15 protein-coding genes are annotated in these 21,258 nt (G+C 35.2%); 12 read left to right on the top strand and 3 right to left on the bottom strand.

Annotation, left to right across the window (positions count from 1 at the left end; translation table 11 throughout):
* The first annotated feature begins 272 nt into the window (after positions 1-272).
* Together istA and istB are read left to right on the top strand one after the other, a co-directional pair.
* Positions 273-1,799, top strand: a complete 1,527-nt coding sequence (istA, locus tag D1614_RS18890) for an IS21 family transposase (protein ID WP_206610076.1) — start codon at positions 273-275, stop codon at positions 1,797-1,799.
* Positions 1,800-1,814: 15 nt separating this feature from the next.
* Positions 1,815-2,552 carry an IS21-like element helper ATPase IstB gene (gene istB, locus D1614_RS18885; protein WP_119439516.1) on the top strand — a complete coding sequence of 246 codons (738 nt, stop codon included), beginning with the start codon at positions 1,815-1,817 and terminating at the stop codon, positions 2,550-2,552.
* Positions 2,553-2,620: 68 nt separating this feature from the next.
* Here the strand turns inward: istB and D1614_RS18880 are convergent, their stop codons facing one another.
* From D1614_RS18880 to D1614_RS18870, 3 genes are all read right to left on the bottom strand, one after another.
* Entirely contained in the window at positions 2,621-3,064 is a 444-nt protein-coding gene (locus tag D1614_RS18880) for a type I restriction enzyme HsdR N-terminal domain-containing protein (RefSeq protein ID WP_119439538.1), read from the bottom strand.
* Positions 3,065-3,243: 179 nt separating this feature from the next.
* On the bottom strand, positions 3,244-3,468 hold the full coding sequence (locus D1614_RS18875) for a hypothetical protein (RefSeq protein WP_119439537.1): 225 nt from the start codon (positions 3,466-3,468) through the stop codon (positions 3,244-3,246).
* 156 nt (positions 3,469-3,624) lie between these two features.
* On the bottom strand, positions 3,625-3,969 hold the full coding sequence (locus D1614_RS18870) for a hypothetical protein (protein WP_119439536.1): 345 nt from the start codon (positions 3,967-3,969) through the stop codon (positions 3,625-3,627).
* A gap of 997 nt (positions 3,970-4,966) precedes the next feature.
* Here D1614_RS18870 and D1614_RS18860 point away from each other — a divergent pair.
* From D1614_RS18860 to D1614_RS18825, 10 genes are all read left to right on the top strand, one after another.
* Complete coding sequence (locus D1614_RS18860) at positions 4,967-5,794, top strand: hypothetical protein (protein WP_206610079.1); 828 nt, start codon at positions 4,967-4,969, stop codon at positions 5,792-5,794.
* A 23-nt stretch (positions 5,795-5,817) separates the two neighbouring features.
* Complete coding sequence (locus D1614_RS26085) at positions 5,818-6,162, top strand: hypothetical protein (RefSeq protein ID WP_206610078.1); 345 nt, start codon at positions 5,818-5,820, stop codon at positions 6,160-6,162.
* 8 nt (positions 6,163-6,170) lie between these two features.
* Complete coding sequence (locus D1614_RS27845) at positions 6,171-6,326, top strand: condensin complex protein MksE (RefSeq protein WP_438268359.1); 156 nt, start codon at positions 6,171-6,173, stop codon at positions 6,324-6,326.
* Positions 6,280-7,083, top strand: a complete 804-nt coding sequence (locus D1614_RS18855; protein ID WP_119439534.1) for an ISAs1 family transposase — start codon at positions 6,280-6,282, stop codon at positions 7,081-7,083. Before D1614_RS27845 ends, D1614_RS18855 begins: the two co-directional genes overlap by 47 nt.
* Positions 7,084-7,205: 122 nt before the next feature.
* On the top strand, positions 7,206-11,237 hold the full coding sequence (locus D1614_RS18850; protein ID WP_119439533.1) for a hybrid sensor histidine kinase/response regulator transcription factor: 4,032 nt from the start codon (positions 7,206-7,208) through the stop codon (positions 11,235-11,237).
* 340 nt (positions 11,238-11,577) lie between these two features.
* Complete coding sequence (locus tag D1614_RS18845; protein WP_119439532.1) at positions 11,578-14,523, top strand: SusC/RagA family TonB-linked outer membrane protein; 2,946 nt, start codon at positions 11,578-11,580, stop codon at positions 14,521-14,523.
* A gap of 11 nt (positions 14,524-14,534) precedes the next feature.
* Entirely contained in the window at positions 14,535-16,121 is a 1,587-nt protein-coding gene (locus D1614_RS18840) for a RagB/SusD family nutrient uptake outer membrane protein (RefSeq protein ID WP_119439531.1), read from the top strand.
* 316 nt (positions 16,122-16,437) lie between these two features.
* Positions 16,438-18,735 carry a GH92 family glycosyl hydrolase gene (locus D1614_RS18835; RefSeq protein WP_119439530.1) on the top strand — a complete coding sequence of 766 codons (2,298 nt, stop codon included), beginning with the start codon at positions 16,438-16,440 and terminating at the stop codon, positions 18,733-18,735.
* A gap of 78 nt (positions 18,736-18,813) precedes the next feature.
* The gene (locus tag D1614_RS18830; RefSeq protein ID WP_162304564.1) at positions 18,814-19,617 is read left to right on the top strand and encodes an endonuclease/exonuclease/phosphatase family protein; all 804 of its coding nucleotides are present in this window, start codon (positions 18,814-18,816) and stop codon (positions 19,615-19,617) included.
* 53 nt (positions 19,618-19,670) lie between these two features.
* Positions 19,671-21,230, top strand: a complete 1,560-nt coding sequence (locus D1614_RS18825; RefSeq protein WP_119439528.1) for a glycoside hydrolase family 28 protein — start codon at positions 19,671-19,673, stop codon at positions 21,228-21,230.
* Positions 21,231-21,258: the final 28 nt, after the last annotated feature.

Raw genomic sequence — 21,258 nt, 5'->3', positions numbered from 1 at the left:
ATAGGCAGGATAAACCTCATTTCCATAAAAGCTAAAAACCTTATTTTTAAGCCTGGAGTGGAAAAAACGGTCAAAGTGACCACCCAAGGCCGGAATAAAATGACCACCCTCGCCAGTTTAAACTGACCACCCCGTGCCGGAGCAAACTGACCACCTGCGCCGGACTAAAGTGACCACCCATCAAAAGAGATTGATTTTACTTCTGTCGAAGCCATAATTTCATACTGATTTAAACAAATTAATATGAAAACATGGCTAATAAATTAATCGACATGAGTAAAGTTAGAAAAGTCATTCAGTTGCATCACCAGGGAAAAGCAAAACAATTTATCAGTAGGTACCTGGGCCTTTCACGTAACACCGTCAAGAAGTATATCGCTCTATACAAGGTATTAAACCTTACAATTGATGATATTGATAAAAAGAGTGATTCCGAGCTGGAAAAGATCTTTAGCAGAGATACCGAAGATGTTCTTTCCCCCAAGCTAAAAAAGGTTTATAACTTCTTTCCTTACATGGAACGTGAACTAAAAAAGACCGGCGTTACCAAACAGCTGATGTGGGAGGAATATTATAAAAAACATCCCGATGGGCTAAAACTAAGCCAGTTTAAAGCCCACTACCTGCGTTGGAGTAAAAAGGTTAACCCGGTAATGCATATGGAGCATAAAGCAGGCGATAAGATGTTTATTGACTACGCTGGCAAAACCCTTGAAATTATCAATAAAGAAACAGGTGAGATTGAAGAGGTACAGTTTTTTGTTGCCATACTGGGGGCCAGTCAATACACCTATGCAGAAGCTTCTGCGAGCCAACAAAAAGAAGACTTTGTTGCTTCGGTTGAAAATGCACTGCACTTTTATGGAGGAGTTCCTGCAGCTATTGTCCCTGATAACCTAAAGTCTGCCGTAACCAAAAGCAGCCGGTTTGAACCTACCATTAACGAAACGTTTATGGACTTTGCTGAACACTATGGCACAACAGTTCTTCCGGCACGAGCTTACCGTCCCCGGGACAAGTCTCTGGCAGAAGGGGCAGTTAAGATACTGTACCAAAGAATATATCCGGCCTTGCGCGGCAAAGACTTTTACAGTTTAGAAGAACTTAACAGTGCAATTTGGGATGAACTGGACAAGCATAACAACAAAAAGTTAACCGGCAGGCCAACGTCCCGGTATCAATTATTCGTTGAAGACGAAAAAGGCAAGCTTACCGCATTGCCTGTAGAAAAATACGAGATTAAAGAAATAGCAATAGCCACCGTAGCCATGAACGGGCATGTGTTGCTAAGCAAAGACAAGCATTATTACAGCGTTCCGTGTCAGTATTTAAAGAAGAAGGTTAAGCTGGTGTTTACATCAAAAACCGTTGAAATATACCATAAATACAACCGCATAGCTTTGCACAAAAGAGATGGACGTAAATACTTCTACACCACAAACAAAGACCACCTGGCAACAACACACCAGTTTGTTACCGACTGGACACCGCAGCATTTTATCAACTGGGCAGCTTCAATTGACGAGAGTGTAAAGGAATTTATAATCAATGTGCTGGAAAGAAAACAACACCCTGAACAATCCTATAAAAGCTGTATGGGCGTATTGGCTTTTGCCAAAAAGGTGGGAGAAGAAAGGCTTGCCAATGCGTGTAAACGTGCATTGGAACATCAGGTTTACAACTACAAAATCATACAAAAGATACTGGAAAAAGGGTTGGATAAACTTGACGATGAAAAACCGGACGAACCGGAACTTCCTTTTCATAACAACATAAGGGGAAGAAAATATTATAACTGATAAAGTAAAAGAACAATGAACGAAGTAACATTAACACGAATGAAACAGATGAAGCTCCATGGTATGCATGGGGCTTTTAAAACAGCTGTCGAAACAGGTAAAACCGATGATTACACCATCGACCAGTTTGTATCGATGATAACAGATGCCGAGTGGGACGATCGCAACAACCGAAAGATAGAGCGATTGATAAAAAATGCGAGGTTCCATTATAAGGCAACCATTGAAAACGTGGTGTACGAACATACAAGAAATATCGATCGGACAAAACTGTTAAGACTGGCTGAATGCGATTTTATTAATAAGAACGAGAATGTATTAATATCGGGCAGCACCGGTGCCGGCAAAAGCTATATTGCAACAGCCTTAGGGTATCAGGCCTGTATCGAGGGATACAGGGTTTTGTACTTTAATACAACCAAGCTGTTTTCTAAACTAAAAATGGCAAAAGCCGATGGATCTTATCTCAAGGAACTTGCAAAAATGGCCAGGCACCAGTTGGTAATACTTGACGACTTTGGCCTGCAACCCTTAGATAGCCAAAACCGGATAGCACTGTTAGAGTTAATTGAAGACAGGCACAATAAAGGCTCAATGCTTGTAACATCACAGCTGCCCGTTAGTAAGTGGTATGAAATAATCGGGGAGAAAACGATTGCCGATGCCATACTCGACCGTTTAATACATCAATCGCACAGGATTGAGCTGATGGGTGAATCGATGAGAAAAAAACGAAACATTTATAGTGAATAAAAAACAGTAAATTTGTTGTAATCTGACAGAAGAAAAACGTTCTCTTTTTTGTTGAAAATGGTCGGTGGTCAATTTGCTCCGGCGTCGATGGTCAATTTAAATTGGCGTGGGGTGGTCAATTTGACTGGCGTTTCCACTTTTGTGTAAGTATTAAAAAATAGATTATCACTTCCATTAGATATTAGCGTTATTGGCGGCATCGGGTGAACAAGTCTGGCATAAGAAATTCCTTGTTCTATATTGTCTTTCGAGATTTTATGACCTTCCTTTTTTAATTCCAATAGAATTAGATTAACTTCCTCATCCTCAGTAGTCAGTAAAATATCGTATATTGCCCTGGTACTATGTTGAGATGGTTCTTTAAAATCAACCGTAACTTTATGCGTTCCAAAATTCACCGAAAAACTTCCTTGTTGTTTTACTTTTAATTCTTGAAATGCAGGAAATGTATTCTTTAAAACTGTTCCAACTCTCCTTTCAAGTGTTGACTCGTTTAGTGATTCATCATTCATAATAACAGTAGTTAGTAACTTTATACTAAAGTAACTTAAATTCAACAATATCAAGAATTATTTACCTGTGGTTTTTTGCTTCTTTTTCTTCGCTCAGGCTCATAGAAAAAGAAGCAGGGCAAAAAGCCCTGCAATAAGTAATCTCGATATTTTTAATTTGATAGTTTCTTCATGAAATCTTATAGGGTCAATAATCCAAAGAACATTGCCAGAGATATGCCAATAACGAAGATAATTCCAAGAATTACAATAATCATATTCTTTGCAAATTCAACAAGAAACATGATACCGATATAAGCCAACAAGCACCACCAAAAGCTTAATCCGGTGATGTACGAAGCAAGGGCAATGATGGCAAGCCTGAGAATCCATCGAACTGGTAAACTATTGAATATTCTTTTCATAATGGGATAGGTTAAAATTTGATAAATTGTGTTCCGTCTTCACTTCCCTGCAAGCTTTGCAATCTCTTCAATAAAACCAGTCTCCTCCATAACGAACAGAACCATTTTCTCCGAAGAGTAATCTGTATAAATAATCCAAAAACCACGCCAAAGAATTTAGTAAACTAATTTACCGCCATACCTGAAGGAGATAATATCCTTATGGATAGCCTCAATCATGGTATATACCGTATCATCGGAAAGTGCAGCACCGTGCCAGAATACCCGTTTTTCGACTGAACTGCAAATCGAGCAACATTTATTGCTACTTACAATCACATGTACCTGATTCTGGATAAAAAAATCAAAATCCGTTGAATATTCAACTTCTTTGATTTTGACAAATTTTTGTTTAATAATTGGAAAATTCACACCAAAACTTATGCGGATTCCGGAGGAGAGTGAGTTTTGTTTTTCGTTAATCCCATTTTCAAAATTGTTATTTCTATTTTTCTTTTTCATAGTATTATCATTTAATGTTATGCGTCTTTCCATCGGATCGGTCGTTTTTGTTTTGGTGGCTTAAAAAGGTAGTGTTTGGGTGTGCAGGTTTTTTGCATAAAGTACTATCTGACGAAGGAGGTTGGAGATTTTCTGCAAAACCGGAGGTTTGAACTTGCACACCCTGAAAACACGGATTTACCTTTGCCACCGGAATAACAATGGCCGAACGGAAAGGCATGATTTTCAAAACGTATAACTGGGAAAAGAAGAATCTGTAAAAATGTAATTTGAAAAATTAGTATCGCCTTTTTCGAAGGCCATTAAACATTCACAATAACCTTATGGGTTGGCAAAAACAAGTGTAGAGGCTGAATGAAAAGTAGCGAGGTCTGTCCGAAGGCAGGGCGAGCAAAGTGAAATGAAGCATCTACTCTTGAGTGCGGTGCCAAAGGTTACTGAATGTAAGAAATGTTCCGAACAGGTTCGGAGAAATGCCTGAAATGAAGTTACCGGAGGCACTGGAACTTTATTCGAGAATTTTAATGGTGCGGGCAAAGGCAAGTGTAACAACGGAATGAGCGGTGCAACCCGGCTAAGGGTGGTCTAGCGAAATGAAGGAGTTACTCTTGCGTGGGGCGTTGAGGCTTGTGAATGCAACGAATGCAAAAGTGACGAGGTACGAGGAGCGGATAAATAAGTGGAATGAATAGGCCGAAAGCAAACGATAATACATTTATTTACAGCTTTTACAGCTTCAATAAACATGAAGATATTGAAGGCTTTTAATTTGATATCTTTTTACTCTACGTTGTTGGGGTATTATAGTATTTAAAGGAGTAAGGGAGGTAATGCACTTTCTATATGAGTCTTAATATAGAGTTTGAGACAACAAGCTATGCTGCGGATCTGGGAAATACTGCTTTTTATTTGGATGAATGTAATGCATATACTACTTCTTTTTCAAATAAATAATAAATTAGAGGGCTAAACCTTTTGACAATAAAAATTGGCTCTAGTGAATACTTTTTCAAACATAAAAGAACTCTTTACAGCTCTTTACAGGGAACAAAAACTGCTTACTGAAATGTTTAAGAAGCGAAAAGCTGCTTCTTACAAATATGAATATGCTCTTGAATTGGTTGAAAATAACGATAACAGAATTCAGTATTTGTTAGACCGTTCAGTTATTAGACAAAATGGATATAATCTGGAGATCGACGATCAGTTCCTTCAATTTTTTGAACAGGTATTAGAAATCAATGAGGAAATAAATTCTTCTTACATCAATGAAAATATTGAGAAGGTTAGACAAAATATCAACTATTATCTTGATGACCCAAACGAACAACGGAAGTATGATTATTTAAGAATTGTAAAAAGCACTTTAAGAAAACTTGGCACAATTACATTAAGAAACGTTGTCGATCTGAAACGCAATACTGAAACCACTTTCAAAAACGAACCTAATTACAAAATAAAAAGATCAAAACTTGAACATCTCGATAAAAAGAGAATTGACATTTCAAGATTAATTGACCAAACTGAAGGAATTATCACTGAAGATGAATTGACGTTCTTCAATACTGCGACAGATGAAGAATTAAGCAGGATAATAATTGAACTCAAAATCCAATTGGGAAAGTGTACACATAACCTGATTGAGATTGAAAAACAAATTATTGATTTTCTAAACCAGATTAAGTTTCAGGGTAACGTCATTGAAAAACTGCGCCAGATTAAATATCTAAAGGACCAGTTTGTCCTGGAAACATCCACTGATTTAAAATCTGTTCTTTCTGAAAATAATTCGGTGATCTTTGAGCCAAACCAGTTTATCCATTAAAACTCTCCATCGAGTATCTGCAAATGGACGAAGATGCTTTTGAAAGCATTGTTAAAATTGCGAGGCGGGTAAATTCAGGTATTTACTATAAAAGACCTGTTGCCGAGAAAATTTCAGATGAATATTTAGAAACTCAAACTGAAGAGGAAATACTAATAAGCCTTGAAGAAGTAAAAAATGGTTTTGTTGCATCAGGACATAATCTTTTTGATTTTGTAATGAATTACAATTTTATTAAAAAAGTGTCTTTCGATGAACGAGTTACCATATTCTGTCAATTGATTTCCCAGTATGAAAATATTTTCGAAATAACCGAGCAGTTTGAGTCAACAGAAGAGATAGAATTTGTAATGGTTTACCCTAAATAGTTTTAAAAATGGACGTTCCTATACAAACAGCAGAAATATTTGAAATCCTGAGCAAAGGACAATTCATTAGTTCAAACAGTTCGAATAGAAAAATTAGTGATTTATACAAGGTTATAGATGATGAACAGAATTATGAAAATTTGTATGATTTTTTTATACGATAAGGCAAACGATAAAAAGGCGATTCACATGGTATCTGCATTTGCTTGTAGTAATAACGTTTGCATAGGCCAGGTTATAACAGAAGAAAAAAGTAATGAAATAACTGCAATACCTGAACTGCTTAAAACATTAGCAATCAAAGGCTGCATTGTAACCATTGATGCAATGGGTTGTCAAAAAGAGATTGCACAATCAATTTTGGATAAGGAAGCTGATTACGTACTGGCAGTTAAGAAAAATCAATCTGAACTTTACGAACAAGTTAAAAAGCTGTTTACGATTACCAAGCCTACTGATTACGCTAAAATAGAAGATTGTGATCATGGAAGGGTAGAAACACGAGCATGTACTGTTATTAGCGACCTTACATTTTTAGATTTGGATGAAAACGAGTATTGGCCTGGCTTAAAATCAGTACTCAAACTGGAATCCATCAGATATGACAAATTAAGTGGAGACACTGAGGCTGATATTCGATATTACATTACAAGTTGTAATCCAAATGCAGAACAACTCAACTCAGCCATACGCCAGCATTGGAAAATCGAAAATAATCTTCATTGGATTTTGGACGTCAATTTTAGCGAAGATGCACAACGTAAACGAGCTGGTCAGTCAGCTGAAAACTTCAATGTACTTACTAAAATAGCCATGTCATTTCTAAAGAATACAGTAAACCAGAAGAAAACGAGTATGACTGGAAAAAGATACAAAGAAGCACTTTCTTCTGATTATAGAGAGAAAGTGCTTAATCTTTAAATGCGATTGCCGTGTAACTTTAAACAACTTCATTGTAAAAGTTAAAAAAAACTATATAAGAGAAAGGGTTTCGAGATGATTTATTGATAGTTTTGTGATAAAATTGAATTTATTAGGTAGTTATGTGGCGCTTTACTAGGATTGTAATATTTTCTGTAATTATTCAAATGAATTTTGTTTACGCGCAAAATATGCGCTTTAAGCATTATGATAATACAAGAGAATTATCCCATAATTCTATTAGACATATAGTGCAGGATAAAAATGGATTCTTATGGTTGGGTACTTTCGATGGTTTAAATAGATTTGATGGTTATCAGTTTAAGCCATATCTAAGTTCAGATTCAAAAACAAATACTATTAATAATGATGATATTACTGCATTAGTAATTGATGCTGATAACGAGGATATGTGGATTGGAACCAGAAATGGATTGACTTTGTATCAAATGAATATTGGGTTGTTCAAAACGTGGTTGCCTCAAAAAAATGATGTACATAGTATTCCTGAAGCTGAAATTCGAGCGATATATGTGGATAAGTATAAAAGAGTTTGGATTGGTACAAAAACAAAAGGGCTGTATATTTTTAACGTTGACTTGAATATTTTTACCAAAGTTGGAATTGAAGGTTTTAATTATATAAAAGTAATTTATGAGGATAATAAAGGTCGTATATGGGTTGGAAGTTATGATACAGGTGGTGTTGCGCGAATAACTTTGGATAATTTTGGGAGGATAATAGAAAAAAAACAATACTCTTTGCAGATATTTGGTAGTAATAGCTTCAATCCATATGTTAATTTTATATATGAAGATATTAAGGAGGATATTTTTATAGGAACGCGTGAAGGTCTATATATATATAATGAGCTAGAAGAGCAGTTTAATACAATAAACATAGACAAAAGTAAAACAGATTCTAATATAGGTAATCATTTTAATTGTGTGGCAAGGGCTCCAGATGGAAAGTATTGGGTTGGAACCCTTGCAGGTCTCCTAATCTGTGACAGTCTAGAAGACATTGCAAAGGGTAAATATATATTGAACTCATCAACCTTATCTGATAATACATCATTGATTGATAATTTAGTATCTGCTCTTTATTTTGATAAGTCAGGAGTGTTATGGATTGGGACTCAAAATGGACTAGATAAGTATGATCCATTTAACAATCAATTTAAAACATTAAATGATATTTCTTTTATTATTGGAGATAAGGTGCCTCGTGTAAGTGGTTTTTCAATGACTTATGACAATAGTATTATTATAAGTACACATGGTGATGGTTTATTCATACAGCGGAATGGAAAAATTGATTTACTATATAATCAACATAAAGAAATCGCTTCCATTCAAACATTTGATGGTAATACGTTTTATTGTGGTTTATGGAATGGAAAAGTACTTGTAATAAATTATGATTACAATACAGCTGAGCTAATCAATGTTGGATTTGATGGGATTCCTATTTTTTCTTTCGGCTTATTGTCCACTGAAAAGATAATTGTTGGTTCATTTGGACAAGGAGCTGTGATATTAAATCTAAGGGATAATTCTATTGATAAATCTTTAAATCAACTGATACCTGATTATGAAATAAACAATATTTTAGTAGATAATCAGGGGTTTGTGTGGTTTGCAACTCAAAATGGTATTTTGCGTTATGATCATTTTCAAAATTCAATATTGAAATTTGAAAATACAGGCAATGATTCTATTGGGGTGTCAAATAGAAATGTATATGATCTGTTGATTGATAAAAAAGGTACATTGTGGGCTGCAACAAGGGGAGGGCTAAATTATTATGATCCCCTATTAAACGATTTTAAACCTGTTTTAGCCCCTGATGTACTTAGAAAAAGTTGGATTACAGACATGGTTGTTGATGCTAGTGATCATGTTTGGCTAAACATGAACAATAAAATCGCTCAATTTACTACCTCATCAAAAACTGTACAAGAGTATTATCTGGAAAATGGTAACCGTTTGGATATATTTAACTTAGGTGGATTCCACTGTTTAGATGATTCACTTATTTATATGGGCGGTCAAAGAGGTATAATATATTTCTCACCACAAGAACTTAAAGACGATACCGTTTCATTAATGCCGTTTATTTCTAGCTTTCGCATTCAAAATGAGGAGGTGGTTGTAGGAAAAGAAGTCAATGGGCAAATAATATTCAAAGAAGACATTAATAAATCAAAAAAAGTTGATTTAAATTTTGATAATCGTAATTTTTCAATCACATTTTCTAGTCCTTCTTACGTTGATGAGCGATTAAATAAATTCATGTATAAGTTAGAAGGGGTTGATAAAGAATGGAATATTGTAGATTGTGATCACCGGAATGTCCAATATACTAATCTTTTTTATGGTGATTATGACTTTAAGCTTAGAGCAAGTAATAGTCATGGATATTGGAGCGAGGCTGTATCATATAATATAAAAATTTCTCCACCGTTTTGGCTTTCTTATAAGGCAATAATGCTTTACATGGTAATCTTGGCTTTTGCTATATATTTGACGCGAAAAATAATACTTGCTCGACTAATGCTCAAGCAAGAGTTGATACTAGAAAGAGTCAAACGAGAACAGCATGAGATGTTAAATCAAGAAAAGCTTCGCTTTTTTACCAATATCTCACATGAACTTAAAACTCCATTAAGTTTAATAATTGGTCCAATTAAATATATATTAGAACGGGGGTACTCCTCTGAAGAAGAATTAAAAAAACAACATTTACTAATACAACGAAATGCAAATAGGCTTTTGCAGTTGATGGTACAAATGCTTGATTTTAGAAAAGCATCTTCTGGTGACTTAAAATTGAAGGTTACTCATGGAGATATTAAAGAACACGTAAAATTGATTTATGATTCTTTTACATCAATGGCCAGAGATAAGGAGATAAACTTCATATTTAGGTGTCCTCATGACGTACTAAATGGTTGGATTGATTGGGATAAGTTTGATAAAATCTTATATAACCTACTTTCAAATGCTTTTAAATATTCATATAGAGGAGGTCAGGTTATTATCAAATTACATATAAATCCCAAAGATGATACTTTGTTGGTGGCTGAAGTTGAGGATAATGGAATTGGAATAGATAAAAGGTTTCATGGAAAGATATTTTCACGTTTTTTTCAAGTGCAGCATGAAAGTGAACAGAATGCAGGAACAGGAATCGGTCTTTCTTTTGTAAAAAAGTTAATTCATCTTCATCATGGTAAAATATGGGTAGAAAGTGAACCTGAGAAAGGAAGTCTCTTTGGTTTTGAAATCCCTATTAAGAATTCAGCATATAATGAAAATGAAGTCTTTGATCTGGACAGTTATATAGTGAAGAAGAATCATGATGAAGATAACATAGAGGCTAAAGGCGTACTTTTTGATGGAAAGTTAAAAGAAAAACTTCTAATTGTTGAGGATAATCTTGAGTTAAGAGATTTTATCTTTGATTATTTTTCAAAATTTTATAAAGTTTACGTTGCTGAGAATGGGGAAGTGGGGTTGGAATTATGTAAAGAAATTAAACCAGTGCTCGTTGTTGCTGATGTAATGATGCCGGTTATGGATGGATTTACCTTCTGTTCAAAACTAAAAAATGATGACGAGATTAGTCATATTCCTGTGATTTTATTAACAGCATTAGCTGAACATGAAAAGAAGATGGAGGGATATAAAACAGGAGCTGATGACTACCTAGTAAAACCTTTTGATCCATCACTATTGAAAGCTCGAATAGAGAACTTAATAGTTAGTCGAGCTAATCTCAGAAAGAAGTATATGCTTAATGCTCAAGGGGAAATGGAAATATCAACTTTTTCGCCTGTAGACGAGATTTTTATCAAGAAGTGTATGCAAGTAATTGAGGAGTATATGACTGAGCCTGATTTAAATGTTAACTTTCTTTGTAATAAATTAAATGTAAGTTCGTCTAAGTTATATAGAAAGTTGAAGGCATTGACAGATCTTTCTCCAAATGATTTTATTCGTGTAAATCGCTTGAAAAAAGCCACACAATTGTTGCAGCTTAAACAATATAATGTGGCTGAAGTTTCTAGTATGGTTGGATTTAATGATCCCTTATATTTCAGTCGCTGTTTTAAAAAACAGTTCGGCTTTCCGCCTAGTAAGATAAAGTAAGTGTGAACTAGGATTGACACCCTGCGAAGTAATTTCTTACATGAAGGTGAAGTGCTACTGTAAAGGTGGTGCATATCTCTCGTTGTAGGTCGTATGCCTTAAGAATCAATGAAATCTGTATAAAACTAATTGTAGCTATTGATGCAAGTTATTTGTGTTATGGTGCGTCTATTACATATGCTTGACGTAATCGTCCATGTTATTTTGTGATATTATATTACAAGGGCTAGCCTTTTAGTTGGAAAGGCGTGTTTGTCTATATTAATGAATAAACTGTCCATATAAAAGGGAGCCAAAGAGGATATGTTTGTTTATCAAATTTTAATTAACAACTTAATGTATGAAAAAATCTATTTCTAAAGTTCTATTGTTAGTCATGTGTTGTTTTTTACATGCTAACATTTGGGCTCAAACAAAACTAGTCTCAGGAACGGTTACTGATACCAATAAAGAGTTCGTTCCAGGAGTGTCTGTGTTAATAAAAGGTACTACAAAAGGAACGATTACAGACATTAATGGTAGGTATCAAATCGAAATTGACGAAGGCAGCATTCTTAGTTTTACATTTATTGGTTTTGCAGATCAAGAGATTGTTGTTACTAATCAATCAACTATTGATGTTGTAATGTTAGAAGATGTTCAGAATCTTGATCAGGTCGTTGTGGTTGGTTATGGCAAGCAACGAAAGTCTGACATTACAAGTTCTATTACATCTGTGAAAGCAGAAGAAATGACAAAGGGTGTTAATCAAAATGCTGCACAAATGTTACAGGGTAAAGTTCCTGGACTGAGCGTAACACGAAGCGGAGAACCAGGTGGTGGTGTTTCTTCAGTTGTATTAAGAGGGGCGTCTACATTAAGTGGTAGTGCCAGTCCATTAGTAGTTGTTGACGGAGTTGTTGGAGGAACAATGCCAGCTCCTGAAGATGTTGCTTCTATGGATGTTTTGAGAGATGCATCAGCAACTGCTATTTATGGTTCGAGGGCTGCAAATGGAGTTATCATGATTACCACTAAGAGAGGCGATGCTGAAAAAACGGAGATTACTTATAGTGGGTATGTTGCATTTGATAATCCTGTTGATGGTTACGACATGATGAGTGCTGATCAGTATCGCAGTTTTATTGAAAAAAATGATCTTGTTTTACACCCAGACAACAATTGGGAGGGTGTCAGCACTGATTGGGCAAAAGAAGTTCAACAAGTTGGTGTAGCTCATAATCATCACATTTCAATGAGTGGAGGAAGTAAGAATTCAAAGTACAATGCGAGTATTACTTACATGGATCATGAAGGCATTATAAAAACAACCGAATATGATAACTTGAAAGCTCGTGTTAATATTGAGCAGAAAGCATTTAATGGACGATTAAAATTAGGATTGAATTTGATTAATGATATCACGAACAGAAGTTCAGGTAATATTAATCGTGGTGATGGTCAATCTGTTTATGCGGCGATGCATTACTACCAACCTACTGTGCCAATTTATATGGAGGATGGCTCGTATTATGAAAATCCGGACATATCACAGTATTACAATCCTGTTGCAATGCTGAACCAAAATGTACACGATACGTGGTCTAAATCCATCATGGGTAATGTTAATGCTGCATTAAATATTGCACCTGGTTTAGACTACAACGTTAGTGCAACTTTAAAAAACTATCAAATAAACAGGGGCTCTTATTTTGATAGAGATGCTTACATGGAAGACGGTAAGAATGGTGTTGCTAGTCGTAGCACATATGAGAGTGATATGAAGAATATCGAAATGTATTTAAATTACGATAAGTCTTTTGGTAATCACAACTTAAAAGCGATGTTAGGTTACTCATGGCAAGAAGATGTGACTGGTAATGGTTTCGCTGCTAGTAACTATAATTTCTCAAATGATGAATTACTTTACCACAACATGGATGCAGGTAGTCCATTAGCAGGTTACTTCCCTGGACTAGGTGGTGGTAATATGAATACCATCAGAATGATTTCTGTATTTGGTCGTATTAATTACAACATTGCTAGTAAATATTTATTCCAGGCAACTGTTCGTCGCGATGGATCATCTGCTTTCGGTAAAAATAATCAATGGGGTACATTCCCATCATTCTCTGGTGCATGGAGATTAAGTGAAGAAAATTTCATTAAAAACATGAATATTTTCGATGATTTGAAAGTGCGTGTGGGTTATGGTGTGAGTGGTAACTCGGCTGGTTTTGACCCAACCATATCTCTATTAAAATATGGTGCTGTCGGCAATTATTATAAGGATGGTGATTTTGCGACTGCAATTGGCCCAAGTCAAAACGCTAATCCAGTTCTAAAATGGGAAAAAACGAGCATGTTAAATGCAGGTTTTGACTTTGCCTTCTTTAATAATAGACTATCTGGTACAGTTGAATGGTATAATAAAAAGACCACTGATCTTATATGGAATTATCCTGTTTCTACTACTCAGTATTTAGTAGGTACTTTTACAACTAACGTTGGTGAGATAAGCAATAAAGGATATGAAATTTCTATTAATGCAACTCCGATTGCAACAGATGATTGGACTTGGAGCACGACTTTAAACTTATCACATAATAAGAATGAGGTCGTAAAATTATCTAACGATCAATTCCAGATTGACTATATCTATACAGGACGTGCTGGAGGGCGAGGACAATCAGGTAATTACCAACAAATTGTAGAAGAAGGTAAACCAATTGGTCAGTTTTATCTTTTCAAATGGCTAGGTTATAACGACGATAATGTATCTGTATTTGAAACTGCTGACGGTGAAGAAACAACAACACCAACATCAGAAGACAGACAATATGGAGGAAATGCTCAACCTGATATGTTCTATGGATGGGATAACACAATTACATATAAGAAGTTGTCACTAAATATTTTCTTCCGTGGTGTAACTGGTAATGAAATACTAAATGCTTCACGTGCTAAATTAAACTATTTTGCAGAGGCAACTCATTACAATCAGTTAGCGTCTGAATATAATGCACCAATCGAGGATTATAATTCTCATATTTACTCAACTCGTTATGTAGAGGATGGTAGTTACGTTCGTTTAGAAAACCTATCTCTTTCATACAATGTTGGAACTGTTGGTGATTATATCAAAAACTTAAGAGTATCAGCTACATGTAATAATGTTTTTGTATTAACTGATTACAAGGGTATTGATCCTGAAATTTCTCTTGGTGGATTAACTCCTGGTATGGATGTTAACAACTTCTATCCAAAGCCACGAACGTTTATGTTAGGTGTTAATGTAACTTTTTAAATTAGATATTGATGAAAATATATAATAAAATATTAATGATTTTGGTTGCAGGAGCAATGCTTTTTACTGCAGCCTGTACAGACTTGGAAATTGAAGTGCAATCACAATATACTTCAGATAACTTTCCAACGACTGCTGAGGATTACGAAGCGTTAACGGGTCCTATTTATACGACATTCAACCCTGCAATGGGTCGTTATTACTGGCAAACTCAAACATTGTCAAGTGATGAAATGATAATGCCCGCAAAGAATGGTGGTTGGTATGATGGTGGAAGATATCAGCAATTCCATAACCATACTTGGAACGGTGATAATGCAATGATTGTTGACATTTGGGATTATGGTTTCCAATCAGTTTCAGCTACTAATCGCGTTTTGTCAATTTTGGAATCGGCTCCGGAAGGAGAGCAAAAAGATCGTGGTATTGCAGAAGTTCGTACAATGAGAGCTTTCTACATGTACTTGATGACTGATAACTTTGGAGCTATCCCAATTGTTGATAAATGGGGTGGAGATAAAGTGTATGACAGATCGCCACGTTCAGAAGTTGTTGAGTTTATTGAACAAGAACTTATTGAAAGTATTCCTTATTTAAATAAAAACATTGGAAGTAATACATATAGTCGTCCTACTTATTATATGGCAAATGCATTATTGGCTAAATTGTATATTAACTGGGAAGTTTATACAGGTGAAACAAAGTGGGATGAAGCTGTGTCTGCTTGTGACGCTGTTATTAAAGATGGTGTATTCGAATTAGATGATGATTACATGAGTATGTTTAGCTATGACAATGGTCCTCAGATCAAGGATTTTATTTATGCAATGCCTTTTGATGGTGAACGAATTCAAGGAATGTATCATGCTCGTTTCTGGTTACACAAAAAACAAAGAAATAGATTTGAATTACCATTTAATCCTAGTGGGCCACTGCGTTGTGTACCTGAATTCTATAATAAGTTTAATTTAGCTGGTGATGAGCGTAATAACATGTGGTTGACCGGTCCTCAGTATGAATTAGATGGGTCGCCGCTAATTATTCCTACAACAAATAAAGGATTAAATAGTGATTATGATGGGCCAGAACCTGATGCAGAAGTTCTTTATCATTTGACATTTACTCAAGATTGGGAGTTCAAAGATTATGAAATTTTTGATATCGGTGATGACGAGTTGAAGAGAGCTTACGGATACCGTTGTATTAAGTTCTATCCAGACAAAACTTCCTCTTCACGTAACCAGAGTAATGATGTACCAGTATTTCGTTATGCTGACGTTCTTTTAATGAAAGCTGAAGCGATTCTTCGTGGCGCTAAAGCAACGTTAGGAGATTCACCTGTATCATTAATGAATCAAATTCGTAATCGAGTAGAAGCTCCAGAAGTTGCATCGGTTACTTTGGAAGAGTTGTTGGATGAAAGAGCACGTGAATTTTACAGTGAAAACTGGAGACGTAATGACTTGATCCGTTTTGGAAAGTTTGGTGATGCTTGGGGGTGGAAATCGGCATACAATGATGTAAACAAGATTATTTTCCCAGTACCTAATGTTGAGTTAGATATTAATCCGCACTGGAGTCAAAATCCAGGATACTAAGGTGATATTTCAAATTATTGGGGAGTTGTTATGATATAAATCCCCAATAATTTTATAGATTAATTAAAAATAATAACCTTTTGGAAATACAGTTGGGTGTTGAGTGGATGTTGTTTTAGTTAACTTATCCAAGTTGTAAATTCCATATTTTTCAATATAAGGTTTTACACTTCTATAATATTCTGTTCGAAAAAATTATTGTTCTTAGTTTAATAAGAAATATAACTTAATTAATATGAATGGTAATATTCTGAAGGTGTAAGAGTGTGTGTCTCAACAATGTAAACCTTGAATGGAGATGATACAGGAGTAGATTATGAAGATTAAGTATATAATATATATAGTATGTGCTATATTACTGGCGGCATGCTCGAAAAACACTGAAAGAACGTTATATGTAGATTATGTCAATCCATTAATCGGCACAGCACCTTCAACAACATTAAGTGCACTTAAGCATAGTGAAAAGAAAGAAAGTAATGCACAAGTAGTTCCATGTGTATCAACACCCTTTGGAATGACTAACTGGACTCCCCAGACTAAATCTACCGAAACCAAATGTGATGCGCCATATTACTATACGGATTCCATTATTACTGGTTTTCGTGGAAGTCATTGGTTAAGTGGCTCCTGTGTTCAGGATTACGGTAGTTTTTCACTGATGCCTGTTTTTGGCGATTTTAAGTGCTTACCTGAAGAGCGAGGTACAAAGTACAGTCATGATGCAGAACAAGCAACCCCCTATTCTTATCAGGTATACTTAAATGAGTATCACACAAATGTTGAGATGACTGCAACAAAAAGGTGTGGATTATTGCGTTTTACGTTTGACAAGGAAGGGCTGGCACACATTGTTATTAATCCCAATAGTGATGAAGGTGAGGGGTTTATTCGGATTTTACCGGAGAGAAACGAAATTATTGGTTATAACCCTGTACATCGTATTTACCAGGGACAAGGACAAAAGGCCGGATTTAGCGGTTATTTTGTAGCTCGGTTCAGCCATGATTTTAGCAGTTATGGAGTTTACCAAGGAGATCAAAAATATGAGCTGGATGAACAAGTAGCTAACCCGCAAAATCTTGGTGGATATGCATCGTTCAATGTTCTGGAGAAAGAATGTATTGAGGTATCTATTGGAACATCTTTTACCAGTATTGAACAGGCTCGTAAAAATTTAGAGGTAGAAACAAATGGAATTGACTTTGATATAGCTAAAAATAAATTAAGAGATATTTGGGAAGAGCAGTTAAGCAAAGTTCGAGTTGAAGGTAAGCAGGAAGAAGATAATGTTAAGTTTTATACGGCCTTGTACCATAGTTTACTGCAGCCTCGTACGTTTAATGATGTGGATGGTACGTATGTGAGTTTTGCAGGTGGAAAGCAAATTTTGAATTCCGGAGATAGTGATTATTATGTGGATTTCTCCATGTGGGATACCTATCGGGCCTCCCATCCCTTATTTAATTTACTAGTTCCAGAAGCTAATGCGGATATGATGAAGAGCATGTTTTTGAAGGCTGAACAAGGTGGTTGGTTACCTATTTTTCCTTGTTGGAACTCCTATACATCCGCCATGATTGGCGATCATGTTATTGCAACAATTGCAGATGCTTATCTAAAAGGGGTTATTAATGTCACAGATGAACAGTACGTCTATTTGTTGCAGAATGCTTTTAAATCACCAGAAACGTTCAAGGAGTATGAGCAAGGAAAAGGGCGTAGAGCGTTGGATAGCTATTTAAAATACGGATACGTACCATTGGAAGATGAAGTGTTGGAATCATTTCATCATCGAGAACAAGTATCCAGAACTTTAGAATATGCATTCGATGATTTTGCTTTGTATCAGGTGGCTATAAAAAAAGGGGATAAAAAAAATGCAGAGCTACTTAAGCAAAGGGCATTGAATTATATGAACGTTTATAGTAGGCCTGATTCTAGTGTAAGGGGACGATTAGCTGATGGGAAGTTTACTGATAATTTTGATAAGTTGATTCGTCAGCCATATATAACAGAAGGCACGCCTTGGCAATACACCTGGTATGTACCGCATGATGTGAAGGGATTAATAGATCTAATGGGGGGAGATGAAGGCTTTAATAGTAATTTGGACCGATTTCATGAAGCCAAACAGTATTGGCATGGAAATGAACCGGGACATCAAATTCCTTTCCTCTACAATTACAGCGGTCAACCATGGAAAACCCAGAAGTTGGTGACGGACATTATGAAGAATGAGTATGATTGCACCGTTGGCGGCTTGAGTGGCAATGATGATGCCGGACAAATGTCCGCCTGGTATGTTTTTGCAGCCATGGGCTTCTATCCGGTTTGTCCTTCCGTTCCTGAGTATGTTATATCCGGGCCACATTTTGATGAAATTACAATTCAGTTGAATAATGGCAACGAATTAATTATTAAAGCGAAAGGAGCATCCTCTGGGAAGAATTATATACAGTCATTAAAAGTAAATGGTGTACTTGCAGAAAAAAACTTTTTGAATCATTTTGATATTATAAACGGAGGCATATTAGAGTTTGAAATGGGAGATGAACCTAATAAGAATTGGGGGGTGATACCTGAGTGTCGACCATTTTCAATGGGGCGCTAAGTTATGGTGTTTAAAAATACTCAGAAGATGAATAAATGTATAGTGTTAATACTATTGTGTGTGTTAAAATGTCTATTTATGACAGCACAAGATAATCATACCTTACGTACAATGTCGTTTAATGTTAGGTATGATAATCCAAAGGATGGAATTAATAATTGGCACAACAGAAAAGAAAATATTGTTAAAATGTTGAAGTTCTATGATGTCGATATTATAGGAATGCAGGAATTGCTAAAACATCAACTAGAGTATTTAGAAGGAAATTTAAAAGCATATAGATATGTAGGTGTAGGTCGCGAAGATGGTAAGATTAAAGGGGAATTTGCACCTATATTTTACAAAAAGGAAAAATATAGGCTTGTTGATAGTGGAACCTTTTGGTTGAGTGAAACACCAGATAGTGTCAGTAAGGGGTGGGATGCATCATTTGAAAGAATTGTCACATGGGCAATAATGGAAAATCATCAGACAAAGAAACACTTTCTTTTTATGAATACTCATTTTGACCATCGAGGAAGAAAGTCAAAAGTAGAAAGTGTAAAATTATTAAAGAAGAGAGCAGAAAGTATTGCTGAAGACTTGGCATGGATTATTACCGGAGATTTTAATTTATTGCCCGACACAGAGTCAATGCAAATATTGTTGGAAAGTAATGGATTTTATACAATTAAGAATACCTATGATTTAGCAGAAACAACTTATGGTCCTAATTGGACAGTATGCGGATTTGATAATAAACCATTCGAAGAAAGAGAGGTAATAGATTATATTTTTGTTAAGGGGGTAAAAAAAATATATAAACACGGAGTTCTTGCTGAAAAAGCAAACAATATATTCCTTTCTGATCATTGTCCTGTTTTTGTTGAGTTAGAATTATAATTTATAAAATAACTTTTGTGTAGCGACTACACCTTAGTCTATAAATCAAACAAATGAAATTATACTTTAACATTTTATTAGTCATTTTATTGACTTTATCATTTACATCTTGTAAAGATGAAATTAAAGAGAATGAATATTTAGCAACTGAATACGGTGCAACTGGGGATGGGGAAACTTTGAATACAGATGTACTACAAAATTTAATTGATTCGTTAAATCAAAAAGGAGGAGGTACGATTGTATTTCCAAAGGGTAGATTTTTATCTGGTCGCTTGGAAATGAAATCAAATGTTGATTTGTATTTAAAAAAGAATGCAGTGCTTTTAGGAAGTACTAATATTTATGATTACGCAACTGTTGTGGATAAGGATCATCCAAAGGCTGGAAAAACTGATGATTTGTCAAAAATGGGTTTTTTAATATCTAACAAGGCTAAAAATTTTAAGCTTTACGGAGAGGGTATGATTGACGGTCAAGGGCTTGGTTTAGCTTTGAATGTAGATAGTTTACACCATACTAAAGAGAAGATAGATCCGCGCTATAACTATCGTCGTATGCGCCCGAATGAAACTGCTCGACCTAAATTGTTTTTATTTATGCACTCTGAGAATATTGTGGTTGAAGGTTTGCATTTAAGAAATGGTGCATGTTGGGGTTTATGTTTCGATTTATGCAAAAACATAACCATGGATAATTTGAAGGTGGTGAATCGGGCCTATTGGAATAATGATGGTATGGATATTACAGACTGTACCAATGTTAGAATCACCAATTGTGATGTTGATGCTGCAGACGATGGAATATGTTTGAAATCCTATTATCCTGGTCATTTTAATGATAGTATTTATATAGCTAATTGTACAGTTCGCAGTAGTGCAAGTGCAATAAAGTTTGGAACTGCTTCATTTGGAGGATTTAAAAATGTGAGAATAGAGAATATTAAAGTATTTGATACATTTAGATCCGTAGTAGCTATTGAATCAGTAGATGGTGGAATCATTGAAAATATTGATGTCCGAAATGTCGTTGCAAAAAATACTGGAAACGCAATATTTGTTCGATTAGGACATAGGCATGGAGAAAAACCAGGCGTAATAAAAAATGTATCAATTAAAGATATGAAGGTCGAAATACCATTTGGTAGACCAGACATTGATTATGACTTACGAGGACCCGAAGTTAATTTCTTTCACAATCCATTTCCAGCTTCAATTACAGGTATCCCAGGTCATAATGTCGAAAATTTAAAGTTAGAAAACATTGAAATTACGTACCCTGGCCGAGCATCAAAAGGGATGGCATATGTACCATTATGGCGTTTAAATGATATACCTGAAGTGATTAAAGAATACCCAGAATTTCACATGTTTGGTGAATTACCGGCTTATGGTATGTACGTACGTCATGCCAATAATATATCATTTAATAATGTAACTTTTATATTAAAAGATAAGGATTTTAGACCAGCTTACGTATTTGATGATGTGAAGGAACTCTCTATGACAAATATTAAAGTAGTTAATAGTAAAGACGCACAAATTATTATAAAAGACTCCGAAGCGATCAATCTTGATGGAAATGCAAAGGCATTAATTAAAGAGATAAAATGATAAACTATTAGTTGTTATTAGAATACAT

It is taken from the genome of Maribellus luteus (genome assembly GCF_003576475.1).
In the GTDB taxonomy this organism is placed as follows: Bacteria; Bacteroidota; Bacteroidia; order Bacteroidales; family Prolixibacteraceae; genus Draconibacterium; species Draconibacterium luteum.
This window is presented reverse-complemented; position numbering and strand designations above follow the sequence as displayed.

Coding starts and splice junctions, on each gene's coding strand:
- D1614_RS18830 (WP_162304564.1), top strand. CDS start 18,814: ATGACAGCACAAGATAATCATACCTTACGTACAATGTCGTTTAATGTT.
- D1614_RS18870 (WP_119439536.1), bottom strand. CDS start 3,969: ATGAAAAAGAAAAATAGAAATAACAATTTTGAAAATGGGATTAACGAA.
- D1614_RS18835 (WP_119439530.1), top strand. CDS start 16,438: ATGAAGATTAAGTATATAATATATATAGTATGTGCTATATTACTGGCG.
- D1614_RS18880 (WP_119439538.1), bottom strand. CDS start 3,064: ATGAATGATGAATCACTAAACGAGTCAACACTTGAAAGGAGAGTTGGA.
- D1614_RS18845 (WP_119439532.1), top strand. CDS start 11,578: ATGAAAAAATCTATTTCTAAAGTTCTATTGTTAGTCATGTGTTGTTTT.
- D1614_RS18840 (WP_119439531.1), top strand. CDS start 14,535: ATGAAAATATATAATAAAATATTAATGATTTTGGTTGCAGGAGCAATG.
- D1614_RS18875 (WP_119439537.1), bottom strand. CDS start 3,468: ATGAAAAGAATATTCAATAGTTTACCAGTTCGATGGATTCTCAGGCTT.
- D1614_RS18825 (WP_119439528.1), top strand. CDS start 19,671: ATGAAATTATACTTTAACATTTTATTAGTCATTTTATTGACTTTATCA.
- D1614_RS18850 (WP_119439533.1), top strand. CDS start 7,206: ATGTGGCGCTTTACTAGGATTGTAATATTTTCTGTAATTATTCAAATG.
- istA (WP_206610076.1), top strand. CDS start 273: ATGAGTAAAGTTAGAAAAGTCATTCAGTTGCATCACCAGGGAAAAGCA.
- D1614_RS27845 (WP_438268359.1), top strand. CDS start 6,171: ATGGACGTTCCTATACAAACAGCAGAAATATTTGAAATCCTGAGCAAA.
- D1614_RS26085 (WP_206610078.1), top strand. CDS start 5,818: ATGGACGAAGATGCTTTTGAAAGCATTGTTAAAATTGCGAGGCGGGTA.
- D1614_RS18855 (WP_119439534.1), top strand. CDS start 6,280: ATGATGAACAGAATTATGAAAATTTGTATGATTTTTTTATACGATAAG.
- istB (WP_119439516.1), top strand. CDS start 1,815: ATGAACGAAGTAACATTAACACGAATGAAACAGATGAAGCTCCATGGT.